Source organism: Streptomyces javensis, assembly GCF_039525925.1.
In the GTDB taxonomy this organism is placed as follows: domain Bacteria; phylum Actinomycetota; class Actinomycetes; order Streptomycetales; family Streptomycetaceae; genus Streptomyces; species Streptomyces asiaticus.
The window spans coordinates 1-14,859 of sequence record NZ_BAAAIF010000010.1; the positions used below are offsets into that span (position 1 = coordinate 1).

The 14,859-nt window shown below is 72.6% G+C and carries 13 protein-coding genes; 8 read left to right on the forward strand and 5 right to left on the reverse strand.

Annotated elements, in window-relative coordinates:
• Nucleotides 1–703 precede the first annotated feature (703 nt).
• On the forward strand, nucleotides 704–1,513 hold the full coding sequence (locus tag ABD329_RS11825) for a serine hydrolase domain-containing protein (protein ID WP_198282335.1): 810 nt from the start codon (nucleotides 704–706) through the stop codon (nucleotides 1,511–1,513).
• A gap of 31 nt (nucleotides 1,514–1,544) precedes the next feature.
• On the opposite strand, the gene ABD329_RS11830 is transcribed toward ABD329_RS11825, so the two are convergent.
• Entirely contained in the window at nucleotides 1,545–2,213 is a 669-nt protein-coding gene (locus ABD329_RS11830; RefSeq protein WP_198282336.1) for a pirin family protein, read from the reverse strand.
• A gap of 122 nt (nucleotides 2,214–2,335) precedes the next feature.
• Between ABD329_RS11830 and ABD329_RS11835 the strand changes: the two genes are divergently transcribed.
• From ABD329_RS11835 to ABD329_RS11855, 5 genes are all read left to right on the forward strand, one after another.
• Nucleotides 2,336–3,520 (forward strand): PucR family transcriptional regulator, encoded by a 1,185-nt coding sequence (locus tag ABD329_RS11835; protein ID WP_020871571.1) that lies wholly within the window; start codon nucleotides 2,336–2,338, stop codon nucleotides 3,518–3,520.
• An 89-nt stretch (nucleotides 3,521–3,609) separates the two neighbouring features.
• Nucleotides 3,610–4,602 (forward strand): ACP S-malonyltransferase, encoded by a 993-nt coding sequence (locus ABD329_RS11840; protein ID WP_344316361.1) that lies wholly within the window; start codon nucleotides 3,610–3,612, stop codon nucleotides 4,600–4,602.
• The gene (locus ABD329_RS11845; RefSeq protein WP_037959499.1) at nucleotides 4,599–5,609 is read left to right on the forward strand and encodes a ketoacyl-ACP synthase III; all 1,011 of its coding nucleotides are present in this window, start codon (nucleotides 4,599–4,601) and stop codon (nucleotides 5,607–5,609) included. Before ABD329_RS11840 ends, ABD329_RS11845 begins: the two co-directional genes overlap by 4 nt.
• Before the next feature lie 82 nt (nucleotides 5,610–5,691).
• On the forward strand, nucleotides 5,692–5,940 hold the full coding sequence (locus ABD329_RS11850; RefSeq protein ID WP_020871568.1) for an acyl carrier protein: 249 nt from the start codon (nucleotides 5,692–5,694) through the stop codon (nucleotides 5,938–5,940).
• 76 nt (nucleotides 5,941–6,016) lie between these two features.
• Nucleotides 6,017–7,282: a beta-ketoacyl-[acyl-carrier-protein] synthase family protein gene (locus tag ABD329_RS11855; protein ID WP_344316321.1), complete on the forward strand. Its 1,266-nt coding sequence runs from the start codon at nucleotides 6,017–6,019 to the stop codon at nucleotides 7,280–7,282.
• Between the two features lie 178 nt (nucleotides 7,283–7,460).
• Here the strand turns inward: ABD329_RS11855 and ABD329_RS11860 are convergent, their stop codons facing one another.
• A complete protein-coding gene (locus ABD329_RS11860) occupies nucleotides 7,461–8,354 on the reverse strand; it encodes an NAD(P)-dependent oxidoreductase (RefSeq protein ID WP_344316322.1) in 894 nt (297 codons plus the stop codon).
• Between the two features lie 60 nt (nucleotides 8,355–8,414).
• The gene (locus ABD329_RS11865) at nucleotides 8,415–8,909 is read right to left on the reverse strand and encodes a DUF3145 domain-containing protein (protein WP_344316323.1); all 495 of its coding nucleotides are present in this window, start codon (nucleotides 8,907–8,909) and stop codon (nucleotides 8,415–8,417) included.
• 325 nt (nucleotides 8,910–9,234) lie between these two features.
• On the opposite strand from ABD329_RS11865, the gene ABD329_RS11870 reads away from it, so the two are divergent.
• On the forward strand, nucleotides 9,235–10,221 hold the full coding sequence (locus tag ABD329_RS11870; protein WP_344316324.1) for an SGNH/GDSL hydrolase family protein: 987 nt from the start codon (nucleotides 9,235–9,237) through the stop codon (nucleotides 10,219–10,221).
• 699 nt (nucleotides 10,222–10,920) lie between these two features.
• Here ABD329_RS11870 and ABD329_RS11875 read toward each other — a convergent pair.
• Nucleotides 10,921–13,467 (reverse strand): glycoside hydrolase family 3 protein, encoded by a 2,547-nt coding sequence (locus ABD329_RS11875; RefSeq protein WP_198281617.1) that lies wholly within the window; start codon nucleotides 13,465–13,467, stop codon nucleotides 10,921–10,923.
• Between the two features lie 122 nt (nucleotides 13,468–13,589).
• On the opposite strand from ABD329_RS11875, the gene ABD329_RS11880 reads away from it, so the two are divergent.
• Nucleotides 13,590–14,195, forward strand: a complete 606-nt coding sequence (locus ABD329_RS11880) for a TetR/AcrR family transcriptional regulator (protein ID WP_198281618.1) — start codon at nucleotides 13,590–13,592, stop codon at nucleotides 14,193–14,195.
• 36 nt (nucleotides 14,196–14,231) lie between these two features.
• On the opposite strand, the gene ABD329_RS11885 is transcribed toward ABD329_RS11880, so the two are convergent.
• On the reverse strand, nucleotides 14,232–14,657 hold the full coding sequence (locus tag ABD329_RS11885) for a DUF6299 family protein (RefSeq protein WP_198281619.1): 426 nt from the start codon (nucleotides 14,655–14,657) through the stop codon (nucleotides 14,232–14,234).
• Between the last annotated feature and the right edge of the window lie 202 nt (nucleotides 14,658–14,859).

Sequence of the window (14,859 nt, forward strand, 5' to 3'; positions counted from 1 at the left end):
GCTTCTTCCTACCCTGAGGCCTCGTCCGGTCCTTACGAATCTCGAAGTCCATCGCATCCCCTGAACTGGGGTGTTGCAACGACTCCTAGAACCCAAGGTTCCCCTCCCCGCCCCTTCCCGAAACCGGGGCTCCGCCCCAGACCCCGCTCCTCAACCGCCGGAGAGGCTGGAAGCTGGGGCTCCGCCCCGGACCCCGACCGGGCGTCCCGGATCCGCGCGAGTGTCGCCCGGCCATCTGGCTGCGCCGGCGTGCCGCGGGAGGGCGAGCTGTTCGCCCCCCCTTCCCGAAGAAACTGGGGCTCCGCCCCGGACCCCGGCCCCGACCGCGTCCCGGGTGACGCGGTTGGCGCCCGGCCGGGGCGACGGTCCGCCCGTGCCCCCCGGGGGTTCGAGGCGAAGCAGAAGAACCGGGGCTCCGCCCAGGCCCCCGGCCGGACAACCCGGATGCGCGCGGGCGTCCACCGATCACCCGCCGCGCCAGCACCCCGACCGCGCTCAGCCCGCCGGTGCGGGCGTTCACGCCCGCGCCCAGGTTCACCGGCCGGCCGCCACCCGACCACCACGTCGCAGGCGGTGCGGTCGGCTCACCGCCCCGGGGCCCAGGGGCGGAGCCCTGCCACGCAGCGGAGCCGCATATCGATGCTGCGGGAAGGGGCGGGGAGGGGAAAGAGGCCCCCGCGGCCAACCCCGTAGGCTCTTGGGCATGGAGAGCCTGCGGATGATCGAGAACTGGCCGGTTCCGACGGCGGCGGCCGCCGTTGTGCGTGCGGACGGCACCCTTGCCGGATCGTACGGCCCGACGGGCCATCGGTTCCCCCTCGCCTCGGTCACCAAGCCGCTCGCCGCCTACGCCGCGCTGGTCGCCGTCGAGGAGGGCGCGGTGGAGCTGGACGAGCCGGCGGGGCCCGAGGGCTCCACGGTGCGCCATCTGCTCGCGCACACCTCAGGGCTCGCCTTCGACGAGCACCGCTCGGTCGCCGCGCCCGGCAACCGCCGGCTCTACTCCAACGCCGGGTTCGAGGTGCTGGGCGACCACATCGCCAAGGCCACGGACATCCCGTTCCCGGAGTATCTGCGCCAGGCGGTGCTCCAGCCGCTCGGCATGGTCACCACCGACCTGCCCGGCTCGCCCGCCAAGGACGGCGTCTCGACCGTGGACGACCTGGTCCGCTTCGCGGCGGAGTTGCAGGCCCCGCGGCTGCTGGCGGCCGAGACGCTGGCCGGGGCCACCTCCGTGGTGCACCCGGGGCTCACCGGTGTGCTGCCCGGCTACGGACATCAGCGGCCCAACGACTGGGGGCTCGGCTTCGAGATACGCGACGGCAAGTCGCCGCACTGGACCGGTGCCTCCTCCTCGCCCCGCACCTTCGGACACTTCGGTCAGTCCGGGACGTTCCTCTGGGTGGACCCGGACGCGGGCGCCGCCTGTGTGGCCCTGACCGACCGGGCCTTCGGCCCGTGGGCGATCGAGGTCTGGCCCACGTTCACCGACGCGGTCCTGGCGGAGCTGTAGCTCCCGAGAGCTCTCGGGAGCTCGGGACCCCTCAGCCGTAGCCCGGCTCCGCGTGCATCTCCCAGATCAGCAGCTCGGCCGGGCCCTCCGCGCGCGCCTCAAGGCCCTCCGCACCGGAGATCCGGGCCGCGTCGCCGGGGGTGAGGGTCTCGTCGTCGATCCGCGCCGCACCGCGCACCGCGTGCGCGTACACCCAGGGCGCGTCCGGCAGCGCGGTGCGCTCGCCGTCCACCAGCCGCCGCACATGCAGCACCGCCTCGGTGCGCTCCAGTGCGTACGGGGTGCCGTCGGCGATGCCGCGCACCACCTCGTACGCCGGGTCCGTGGCTCTACCTGGGCCCGGCATCAGCCACATCTGGACGAAGGTGAGGGGTTCCGCACCCGCGTTGCGCTCGGTGTGACGCACTCCGCTTCCGGCGCTGAGCCGCTGGACGTCGCCGGGGCGCACGACGGTCCGCGCGCCGGTGGAGTCCTCGTGGGTGAGCTCGCCCTCGACGACCCAGGTGACGATCTCCATATCGCGGTGGGGGTGTTCGGCGAAGCCCGCGCCGGGGACGAGCCGCTCCTCGTTGCAGGCCACGAGCGAGCCGAACCGCACATTGCCGGGGTCGTAGTACCCAGAGAAGGAAAAGGCGTGGCGCGTCTCGATGCCCGCGCCCTCCCCGCCCGGATACCGTGCACCGGACCGCTGTATCCACATCACCCGGTCCACGGTAGTGCGCCCCTGACCGTCCCCTGACCGTCCACCCCCGCCCCCGTCCCTACCCCCGCGTACACCTCCCGCCCCCAGCGCTCACCATCCGATAAGGCAGTCTTGTCCTCGTGCCTGAACCAGCCTCGAACACCCCGCATCCGCACAGTGCCACCCTGCGCCGCCTGGAGAAGTCCTCCGGGAAGCTCGCCGCCAACGCCATCGCGCGCATGGACGAGCAGCTGCCGTGGTACCGGGCGATGCCGCCCGAGAACCGCTCCTGGATCGGGCTGGTGGCGCAGGCGGGCATCGCGGCCTTCACCGAATGGTTTCGCCACCCCGAGGCACCCCAGGCGATCAGCACCGATGTGTTCGGCACCGCCCCGCGCGAGCTGACCCGGGCGATCACCCTGCGGCAGACCGTGGAGATGGTCCGCACGACCATCGAGGTCATGGAGTCGGCGATCGACGACGTGGCGGCCCCGGGCGATGAGTCGGTGCTGCGCGAGGCGCTGCTGGTGTACGCGCGGGAGATCGCCTTCGCCACCGCCCAGGTGTACGCGCAGGCCGCCGAGGCGCGCGGCGCCTGGGACGCCCGGCTGGAGTCGCTGGTGGTCAACGCGGTGCTGTCCGGCGAGGCGGACGAGGGCGCGCTGTCCCGCGCCGCCGCCCTGGGCTGGAACTCACCCGAACATGTGTGCGTGGTGCTGGGCACCGCCCCGGACGGGGACAGCGAGCTGACCGTCGAGGCGATCCGGCGGGCCGCCCGCCACGCCAAGCTCCAGGTGCTCACCGGGGTGCTGGGCGACCGTCTGGTGGTGGTCGCGGGCGGCTCGGACAATCCGCTCCAGGCGGCGAAGGCGCTGATCGGGCCGTACGCCCCGGGTCCGGTGGTGGCCGGTCCGGTGGTCTCCGACCTGCTGGCCGCGACCCGCTCGGCGGGGGCCGCGGCGGCCGGGCTGAAGGCGTGCACCGCCTGGCCGGACGCGCCCCGTCCGGTGCTCGCCGACGATCTGCTGCCAGAGCGCGCGATGGCCGGAGATCCGGCTGCCCGTGAGCAGTTGGTGGAGGAGATCTACAGACCGCTGGAGGAAGCCGGTTCGGCGCTGCTCGAGACACTGAGTGTGTACCTCGAACAGGCGAGCAGTCTGGAGGGTGCGGCCCGGATGCTCTTCGTTCACCCGAACACCGTCCGCTACCGGCTACGACGTGTGACGGACGTCACCGGATGGTCACCTTCCGACGTCAGGTCGGCGTTTACTCTGCGCATAGCCCTGATCCTGGGACGTCTCGCCGACGCGAACATATTGCCCTGACCGTTTGTTGGACCCCCACAATTCCCCTGTCGGTTCTTCGTCCTTGTCCTCACGGGCGGGCCGGACCGTCCACAAGAGAGAGTGTGAGAGTGCTCGTACTCGTCGCTCCCGGCCAGGGTGCTCAAAAGCCCGGCTTCCTGACCCCCTGGCTCGACCTCCCCGGCGTCACCGAACGTCTGACCTGGTGGTCGGCCGTCTCCGGGCTTGACCTCATCCACTACGGCACCAAGGCCGATGAGGAGGAGATCCGCGACACCGCGGTGGCCCAGCCGCTGCTGGTGGCCGCCGGTCTGGTCGCCGCCCACGCGCTGTTCGGCGAGGGCGTCGAGGGCGCGACCGGTCTCGCGGAGCTGCCGAACCGTATCGGCGCGGTCGCGGGCCACAGCGTCGGCGAGATCACCGCGGCCGTGGCCTCCGGTGTGCTCACCGACGAAGCGGCCATGGTGCTGGTCCGCCGCCGCGGACTCGCCATGGCGGAGGCCGCGAGCCGTACCGAGACCGGAATGGCCGCCATACTGGGTGGTGAGCAGGACGATGTCGTCGCCCACCTCGACAAGCACGGACTGACCCCGGCGAACGTCAACGGCGCCGGGCAGATCGTGGCCGCGGGCACCGCCGAGCAGCTGGCGGCGCTGGCCGAGGACAAGCCGGAGGGGGTGCGCCGCGTCGTACCGCTCAAGGTGGCCGGCGCGTTCCACACCGCCCATATGGCCCCGGCGGTCGCCGCCCTCGAGGCCCTGGTCGCGGGCGTCCCGGTGGCCGATCCGCGCACCCGTTACGTCTCCAACCGGGACGGCGGGGTCGTGGCGACCGGGGCCGGGGTGATCGAGCGGCTGGTCGCCCAGGTGTCCAACCCGGTGCGCTGGGACCTGTGCATGGAGACCTTCCAGGAGCTGGGCGTCACCGGGCTGATCGAGGTGGCCCCGGGCGGCACGCTCACCGGCATCGCCAAGCGCGCGCTGCCGGGCGTCACCAATGTGGCGCTGAAGACTCCGGACGATCTCGACACGGCCCGTGCGCTGATCGCGGAGCACGCCGTTCCCGTCGACACACCGGCCGAAGAGGAGCTCCGAGAAGCATGACCGCGAAGATCAAGCCCAGTAAGGGCGCCCCGTACGCGCGCATTCTCGGCGTCGGTGGCTACCGTCCCACCCGGGTGGTGCCGAACGAGGAGATCCTCAAGCACATCGACTCCTCCGACGAGTGGATCCGCTCCCGTTCGGGCATCGCCACCCGCCACTGGGCCGGTCCGGACGAGACGGTCGCCGCCATGTCCGTGGAGGCCGGAGGCAAGGCCATCGCCGACGCCGGCCTGACGCCGGAGCAGATCGGCGCCGTGATCGTCTCCACGGTCTCGCACCTGAAGCAGACCCCGGCGGTCGCCACCGAGATCGCGCATCTGCTGGGCGCCGGCAAGCCGGCCGCGTTCGACATCTCGGCGGGCTGCGCGGGCTTCGGCTACGGGCTGACCCTCGCCAAGGGCATGATCACCGACGGCACCGCGGAGCATGTGCTGGTCATCGGGGTCGAGCGGCTTTCCGACCTGACCGATCTGGAGGACCGGGCGACGGCCTTCCTGTTCGGCGACGGCGCCGGCGCCGTGGTGGTCGGCCCCTCCAAGGAGCCCGCGATCGGCCCGACCGTCTGGGGCTCGGAGGGCGACAAGTCCGACACCATCACCCAGACGCTGCCCTGGGACGTCTACCGCGAGCAGAACGCCGCCGACGTGCGCTACCCGGCCCTGCGCCAGGAGGGCCAGGCCGTCTTCCGCTGGGCCGTCTACGAGATGGCGAAGGTCGCCCAGCAGGCCCTGGACGAGGCCGGGGTCAGCGCGGACGAGCTCGACGCGTTCATCCCCCACCAGGCCAACATGCGGATCATCGACTCGATGATCAAAACCCTCAAGCTGCCGGAGCACGTCACGGTCGCCCGTGATGTGGAGACCACCGGCAACACCTCGGCCGCCTCCATTCCGCTCGCCATGGAGCGGCTGTTGGCGACGGGGCAGGCGAAGAGCGGCGACACCGCGCTCGTCATCGGATTCGGAGCGGGTCTCGTCTACGCAGCGACGGTCGTTACCCTTCCTTAGGCTCCATAGTCCATATCCACGCAGCTCCGCAGAAGTCGGACGCTGCGCCACCACCGCAACACACCGAAGAAGGAGCGCCGCAATGGCCGCCACTCAGGAAGAGATCCTCGAGGGTCTCGCCGAGATCGTCAACGAGATCGCCGGTATCCCGACCGAGGACGTCCTGCTGGACAAGTCCTTCACCGACGACCTGGACGTCGACTCGCTGTCCATGGTCGAGGTGGTCGTCGCCGCCGAGGAGCGCTTCGACGTGAAGATCCCGGACGACGACGTCAAGAACCTCAAGACCGTCGGCGACGCCGTCGACTACATCCTCAAGCACCAGGGCTGAGCCCGTATCAAGACCGGTCGTCGCCGCCCGTGCGGTGGCAGGTCCAGCACCTTCTACACGTGGAGTAGGAATTCCTGTGAACTCGACCAATCGCACCGTGGTCGTCACCGGTGTTGGTGCCACGACGCCGCTGGGTGGCGACGCCCCGTCGACCTGGGAGGCCATGCTGGCCGGCCGGTCCGGCGTCCGCCTCCTGGAGGAGGAATGGGCGGCCGAGTTGCCGGTCCGCATCGCCGCGAAGATCGCGGTGGAGCCGGGCACGATCATTCCGCGTCCGCAGGCCCGCAAGCTCGACCGTTCCGCGCAGTTCGCGCTGATCGCGGCTCGTGAGGCGTGGGCGGACGCGGGCTTCACCGCCAAGGCGGGCGAGGACTCCTCGATCGACCCCGACCGGCTGGGCGCGGTCGTGGCCTCCGGTATCGGTGGGGTCACCACCCTGCTCGACCAGTACGACGTGCTGCGCGAGAAGGGCGTCCGCAAGGTCTCCCCGCACACCGTGCCGATGCTGATGCCCAACAGCCCGGCGGCGAACGTCAGCATCGACCTCAACGCCCGTGCGGGCGCGCACACCCCGGTGAGCGCGTGCGCCTCCGGCGCCGAGGCCATCGGCTACGCCATCGAGATGATCCGCACCGGCCGCGCCGATGTGGTCGTCGCGGGCGGCACCGAGGCGTCCATCCACCCGCTGCCCATGGTCGCCTTCGGCAACATGATGGCGATGTCCAAGAGCAACGACGACCCGCAGGGCGCCTCGCGCCCGTTCGACGTCGACCGCAACGGCTTCGTGATGGGCGAGGGCTCGGGCGCCATCGTCCTGGAGTCGGCGGAGCACGCCGCGGCGCGCGGCGCCCGGGTGTACGCGCGCGCCATCGGCCAGGGCATCTCGGCCGACGCCCACCACATCACCCAGCCGGAGCCGTCCGGCAACGGCATCGGGAACGCGCTCCAGAACCTGGTGGAGAACACCGGTATCAGCGGTTCCGAGGTCGCGCACGTCAACGCGCACGCGACCTCGACCCCGCAGGGCGACCTGGCGGAGATCAAGGCGCTGCGCAAGGTGTTCGGCGACGACGTGGACCACATGGCGGTCTCCGCCACCAAGTCCATGACGGGCCATCTGCTCGGCGGCGCGGGCGGTGTGGAGACGGTGGCCAGCGTGCTCGCGCTGTACCACCGGCTGGCCCCGCCGACGATCAACATCGGCTCGCTGGACCCGGAGGCGGACGCGGACATCGTGACCGGCGAAGCGCGGGCGCTCCCGGCCGAGGGCCCGGTCGTGGCGCTGAACGACTCGTTCGGCTTCGGCGGCCACAATGTGGTGCTGGCCTTCAGCACGGTCTGACCGCTCGGCGCCGTGAGGCGCTGAAATGTGGGGGTGGCCCGCCTCCGGCTCCGGCCGGGGGCGGGCCATCGGTGTGTCAGGGCCGCTGCCGCCTCGGGGCCGCTGCCACCTCAAGGCCGCTGCCACCTCAAGGCCGCTGCCACCTCAAGGCCGCTGCCGCCTCAGGGCCGCTGCCGCCTCAGGGGGCTTCGCCGTCGAAGCTGGCGAAGTACGAGGCCACCATGTCCTCGTCGCCGTGGCCCGCCTCGATCGCGCGGCGGAACCGCTCCGCGCCCGCGGCCGCCAGGTCCAGCCGCACTCCGGCGCGCTCTCCCGCCTCCACGATCAGCCGGGCATCCTTCTCCGCGGTCTTGGAGGCGAAGCTGGGCTCGAGGTCGCCCCGGAGCAACTGGGCCGATTTGACCCGCATATAGCCGTTGTCCAGCGGGCCGCCCTCGACCGCGTCCAGGAAGCCCTGCCAGTCCACGCCCAGCCCCTTGGCGAGGGCGGCCGCCTCCGCGGTGGCGTGGGTGACGTTGAGGACCCAGCTGTTGAGCACCAGCTTGAGCCGGGTGGCGGCGGCGCCCTCCGCGGTGTCGCCGACCCACACCGTACGGCTGCCGATGGCGTCGAAAACCGGCCAGACCACCGGGCGGACGGGGTTGGGCCCGGCGGCCAGCACCAGCAGCTGTCCGCTCTCCGCGGGCTGCTTGGTGCCGAGCACGGGCGAGTCGATGAGGGCGAGGTCCTTCTCATGGGCGAACGCGGCGAGCGATTCCAGCGCCTCCAACCCCGCCGTGGTGGCCTGGGCCCACGCGGTTCCGGGGCGCAGCGCGGGGGCGGCCTGCCGCATCGTCTCGAGCGCCACGGCGCCGTCGTAGAGGATGGTCAGGACGACATCGGCGCCGTCCACGGCCTCGGCCGGGGTGTCGGTGACGCGTACGCCGTCCTCGGCGAGCGGTTCGGCCTTGGATCGGGTGCGGTTCCACGCACGGACCTCGAGCCCGGAGCGGGCGAGGTTACGGGCCATTCCGGAGCCCATGATGCCGGTGCCGAGGACCGCGACGGACGTTGCCGGGTGTTGTTCGGTCATGCCGCCACGCTAAAACCCGAAGGGGGCTTCCGGCCAAAGGGACGGCGGCGCGTCAGGCGCTCAGACGACCTGGTGCAGCCAGCGGACCGGGGCGCCCTCACCCGCGTAGCGGAACGGCTCCAGCTCGTCGTCCCAGGGCTTGCCGAGCAGCTTGGCGATCTCCGCCTCGAGGTCGCTCTCGCCGCGGGTGGAGCGGGCGAGGGCGGCGCGCAGCCGGTCCTCGGGGATCAGGATGTCGCCGTGCATTCCGGTGACGGCGTGGAAGATGCCGAGCTCGGGGGTGGAGCTGTAGCGCTCGCCCTCGGCGGTGGCGCAGGGCTCGGCGGTCACCTCGAAGCGGAGCAGATGCCAGCCGCGGAGCGCGGAGGCCAGTTTGGAGGCCGTGCCGACCTCGCCCTGCCAGGAGAACTCGGCACGCCAGGTGCCGTTCGCCGCCGGCTGCTTGATCCAGTCGAGGGTGACACGCACGCCGAGGACGCCCGCGACGGCCCATTCGACGTGCGGGCACAGCGCGCGCGGAGCGGAGTGCACATACAGAACTCCACGGGTCGTCACCGGTGCCTCCTGTGCGGTTCGAGGTGCGCCTTCCCCAGCGGCCTCGCGCCCGTACCGGTCCCGCCCGGGACATCGGATCACATTCTGCCCTAGTGATCACTCCCACACCAGTCTCGACGTCACCTTCAGTGAAATTTATCGTGCAGAATTCTCTAGAAAGCGGACAGGATGTGACGGGGCGTAATGTGTTGGTACCGCATAGCGCGCCATGTCGCCGGGACGACGCTCATCTGGCACAAGAAAAACGTACCGTGCGGGTCGACCGGAGGAGTGACGTACCGTCGGTCCGGATAGATATCACCCAACAGCCGGAGGGGGAACAGCCATGCGGGTCAGCGCGACACGCCGGAAGCGATCGGCGGCCGCTTCCTCGACCACGCGTACGATCGTGCGCCCGTCCCCGCGCACCACGCGCCGCACCGCCGGACGCACCGTCGGGCGCACCGGCATGGTGCTGTTCACCACCGCCGCCGTGCTGAGCTCCGCGGGCTGTTTCGGCAGCTCGGACGACCCCTCCCGGCACGGGCCGACGCGCGCGGGGAAGACGCCGGGCGCCAAGCGGTCCATCGTCTGGAACACCCGGCCGACCTCGATCGCCTCCCTGGGCGACTCCATCACCCGTGGCTTCGACGCCTGTTCGGTGCTCTCCGACTGCCCCGAGGTGTCGTGGTCCACCGGCACCGATGTGCGGAGCCTCGCCCAGCGGCTGCTGCCCTCCGCCACCGCCGACGCGGGGACCCACGCCTGGAACTTCGCCAAGACCGGCGCGGTCGTGGCCGACCTCCCCGGCCAGATCGAGGCGGCCGCGGCCCGCAAGCCGAAGCTGATCACCGTGATGATCGGCGCCAATGACGCGTGCCGGGACTCGGTGGACGACATGACCTCCCCCGAGCAGTTCCGCACCACCTTCACCTCGGCGCTCACCCGGCTGCGCCGCGATCTGCCGAAGACGCAGGTGTACGTGGCCAGCGTGCCGGATCTGAAGCGGCTGTGGTCGGAGGGGCGGAAGAACGTCTTCGGCCGGCAGATCTGGAAGCTGGGCATCTGCCCGTCGATGCTGAAGGACTCCCAGGACCTGGACGCGGCCTCCAACGACCGCCGACAGCGGGTGGCGGACCGGGTGACCGAGTACAACAAGGTGCTGAAGGACGTGTGCGGGCGGGATGTGCTGTGCCGGTTCGACCCGGCGGTGCACGAATACCGCTTCACCACGCATGAGCTGAGCAAGTGGGACTGGTTCCACCCCAGCAAGGCGGGCCAGGCGCAACTGGCCGACATGGCCTACCGCCGCATCACCGCTTCCGCGCCCTGACCCCTGCCCCGTCCCGCGCCCGGTTCCCGGCCAGGCGCCGGGAACCGGGCGCGAGACGGGGGGCGCCCCTCCCTCTATGCGGCTCCGCCGCACGGCAGGGGCTTCGCCCCTGACCCCGGACGCCTGGGGCGCAACACCGGCCCTCCCGGGCCTGGGGCGCAGCCCCGGTCCGCCGGGGTCTGGGGCGCAGCCCCAGGTGCAGGAACGGGCGGGAAGGGGAACAGCCCGCCGCAGGCGCCCCCCTCCACCGGGGCCTGGGGCGCAGCCCCGGTCCTCCGGGGTCTGGGGCAGAGCCCCAGGTTCGGGAAGGGGCGGGGAGGGGAACAGCCCGCCGCAGGCGCCCCCTCCCCCCCGGGGCCTGGGGCGCAACACCGGCCCTCCCGGGACTGGGCCACAGCACCCGCCCCCGGGTCTGGACCACAGCACCCGCTCCCCCGGGCCTGGAGCACGGCACCCGGCCCCCTGGGGACCTGGGGCAGAGCCCCAGGTGCAGGGAACGGGCGGGAAGGGGAACAGCCCGCCGCAGGCGCCCCCTCCCCCCGGGGCCTGGGGCGCAGCCCCGGTCCTCCGGGGTCTGGGGCAGAGCCCCAGGTTCGGGAAGGGGCGGGGAGGGGAACAGCGCGCCGCAGGCGTCGCGATGGGTCGGCCCCCTCTGGCCGGCGGACGCGAGCAGCCCCGCCGCGCGCCGGACCGCGTAACTCAGGCGGTCGGCTGCACGGGCACCGGGACCGACATGCGGCGGTCGGCCACGCTGCGGCCCGCTTCCGCCGTGTAAGTGCCCGGGATCAGGTGCCAGGCGCCCTTCGTCTCGTCCCAGATCTCCGCCGCCCGGCGGGGCACGGGGATGGTCGCCTCGGCCGTCTCCCCCGGGGCCGCGTCCACCGATGCGAAGCCCGCGAGGCGGCGCACCGGCCGCTCCGCCGCGTCGTCCTCGGGCACGGCGAGATAGATCTGCACGACCTCACGGCCCGCCCTGGCACCCGCGTTGCGGACCCGCACGGTCACCGTGCCCAGCGCCTCGCCGTCGTCCTCCGCGGGGGTGAACTCCATCGCCTGATACGCCCAGTCCGTGTAGCCGAGGCCATGCCCGAACCAGTACGCCGGAGCGGCTCCCTCCCGCCGCTCCCACGCGCGATAGCCGATGAACACCCCCTCGTCGTAGACCAGTCGGCCCTCGCTGGGCGTGACCGTGCTGACCGGGGCGTCCTCGAGCCGCTGGGGCCAGGTCGTGGGCAGACGGCCGCCGGGCTCCTCCGCGCCCAGCAGGACGTCGGCGAGCGCGGCCCCCGCCTCCTGGCCCGGGAACCAACTCAGCAGCACCGCGGCGACCTCGTCCCGCCAGGCCATCTCGACCGGGGAGCCCGCGTTGACCACCACCACGGTGGGGGTGCCGGTGGCGGCGACCCGGCGCACCAGCTCGTCCTGACGGCCCGGCAGCCGCAGGTGCCCGCGGTCGAACCCCTCGCTCTCGACCCGCTCGGTGGTGGCGACCACCACCACGGCCGCCTCGGCCGCCGAGGCCGCGGCGACGGCCTCCTGGATCAGCTCCTCGGCGTCCCGCTCCGGGGCCCGGTGCAGCAGGCTGAAGCAGACGGCGTCGAGCAGGGCGTCCTCGGGCCGCGCCACCGCGCAGGTGAGGCTGACCGCCACCGGTTCGCCCGCCGTGAGCTCCACCTGGCCCCGGGGCACCGGTGAGCCCATGAACGCCTCGAAGGGGTCGCCGACGTCCGCCGGGTGCTCCTCCCCCTCGAAGAGCACCTCGCCGCCCACGGCCAGCCGGAGGCCGCCCAGCCCCCTGGTGCCGAAGGAGTGGGCGCCGCTCTCGCGCGGGGTGAAGGTGCCGACGGTCTCGACGCTGTGCAGCTCCTCGAAGCTCACCCCGTCGGGGAAGTCACTGATCCACTGCACCTGCCCACTGGCCAGCCGGGACTCGCCGAGCACCCGCCCGTCGGCGGCCCGGACCACGGCGCGCAGCTCGAACCCCTGGGCGGCGGGGGCGAGTTCATCGGTGGGGTCGGCGCCCACGGCGTAGCTGAGCTCGACGCCCGGCGGGAGGGCGGCCCGCAGCCCGTCGAGCGGTGAGACCACATGGTCGGGGAAGACCACCGCCGAGCCACCGCCCAGCACCCGGGCATCGCGCGCCGCGGCGCCGATCAGGGCCAGCGACGGCACCCCGCCGGGGGCGCCGGGGGCGAGGGGCAGCACGGCCTCCCGGCCGCCCGCGCCCTCGTTCCGCAGCAGCACGAAGGACCGCCGGGCGATCTCGCGGGCCAGCGCCTCCCCGTCGATCGGGCCGGGCCGGTCGACGGGGGCGACGGCCGGGGCCGCGCCGTCCAGGACGCCGACCCGGGCGGCCAGGGTGAGCAGCCGCCGCACCGCCTCGTCCAGCTCCGCCTCGCTCACCCGGCCGTCGCGCACCGCGGCGGCCAGCGCCTCGCCGTAGACGGTCCGCGGGCCGGGCATCGCGACATCCAGCCCGCCCTTGAGCCCCCGCACGGTGTCACGGGCCGCCATCCAGTCGGAGACGATGAAGCCGTCGAAGCCCCATTCGCCGCGCAGCACACCCTGCTGGAGCTCGCGGTGCTCGGTCATGGTCGAGCCGTTGACCCCGTTGTAGGCGGCCATGACGCCCCAGGGGCGGGCCCGCTTGACGATGGCTTCGAAGGGCGCGAGATACAGCTCGCGCAGCGCCCGCGCCGCGATCCGGTTGTCGACGGTGAACCGCTCGGTCTCGGCGTCGTTGGCCACGAAGTGCTTGACGGTGGTGCCCACTCCGCCGTCCTGCACACCCGTCACATAGCCGGTGCCGATCTCGCCGGTGAGATACGGATCCTCGCTGTACGCCTCGAAGTGGCGGCCGCCCAGCGGGGAGCGGTGCAGATTGACCGTGGGCGCGAGCAGCACATGGACGCCCTTGCGCCGCGCCTCCTGCGCGAGCAGCCGCCCCGCCCGCCGGGCGAGCTCCGGGTCCCAGGTCGCGGCGAGCGCGGTGGGGCTGGGCAGGGCGATGGAGGGGTCGTCGGCGGTCCAGTGGACGCCACGGACGCCGATCGGGCCGTCCGACATCACCAGGGAGCGCAGCCCGATCTCCGGCACGGCGGGCAGGCTCCACATGTCCTGCCCGGACAGCAGCCGCGCCTTGGTGTCCAGATCCAGCAGGCCGAGGGCCTTCTCCACCACGGCTTCCGCCGCGCCGCCCCCGTTACCCTCGCCGCCCTCGCCGCCCTCGCCGATCGCGTCCGCCATCGCTCGCCCCTCCCGGTGCGGGTCCCGTCCGGTCCTCGTCCGGGGCCATCGTGGACCCGATACCCTGTCAGCAGGTAGGTACCGTTATCGATTCGTTATCAAACATGCTCTACGGTACGAGCATGGAGAGGGCGACCGAACGCGGTACCAGACGTGGTGAGGAACGACGGGCGGAGATCGTCCGCCGCGCGCTCGAAGTGATCGCCGAGCGTGGCTACCGGGGCGCGACCCTCGGCGCGGTCGCCGAGCGGGTGGGCCTCACCCAACAGGGGCTGCTCCACTACTTCCCCACCAAGGACTCGCTCCTCATCGCCGTGCTCGAGGAGCGCGACCAGTGGGACACCGGCTCCGCGCGGCGCGCCGGGGGGCACATATGGCCGCTGGACCTGCTGGCCTCGCTGGTGGACTACAACGCGATGCGCCCCGGCATCGTCCAGACCTTCTCCGCGCTCCTCGGCGAGAGCGTCACCGACGACCACCCCGCGCGCGGCTTCTTCACCCAGCGCTACGACAGGGTGCGCGCCGACATGGCGGCCATCCTGCGCGGCGAGTTCGGCGACCGGCTCCCCGGCGGGCTCACCCCGGAGGCCGCCGCGCCGCTGCTGGTGGCGGTGATGGACGGGCTCCAGTTCCAGTGGCTGCACGACCGGGACGCGGTGGACATGCCCGCCCTCTTCCGGGCCTTCGTCTCCCTGCTGGGGCAGGGAGACGAAGCGGCCAAGGGGTGACGGCCCGGGTGGGCGGACCGTCTCGTGACGATCGGCTCAGGCGTCGTCGCCCACCAGCCTGATCCCCCGCTCGACTCCGGCCGCGTTCCTCGGCATCGGCAAGAAGGAGCCACCGGTGTCGAACCGCAACAGCGTGACCTCGGCGTCCGCCGGTCCCGGCTCGTACCGCGCCACGTCCACCGCGTCGATCAGCCAGCGGTGCCGCTGTCCGTCGCAGACCGCGTCATAGCCGCCGAGGCCGTGGCGCTCCCGGCCCTGGGCGAGGGTGACGAGCACGCTCGCCCGCGTGTACTCCATCCCTTCCCGGACGCAGCGGTAGCTGCCGTACAGCGTGACGGATCCGTCCGGGGTGACGTCCCCGGTGCGGTCGATGGTCAGATCGTCGGTCCAGGGCAGGGGCAGACGCGGCCGGTCGGGCATGTCGTGCCCGGCGGGCGCGGCGTGGGCGGCCGGCGCCGCCATGAGAAGAACGGTAAGGGCGCCGAGGGCGCGGCGGCGGTTGCGCATGGACGTACATACCTCCAGGGGCGGGGAGCGGATTCCCGCTGCGGGATTCCCGCCGGGGTTCCGCCGCGTCCTCCGAGCGGAGCCGCCGAACGGACGCCCTGAGCGGGAGTTCAGTTGCCCGTACAGCTACCGGGCGCCCGAACCCGTCCGGGGGAAC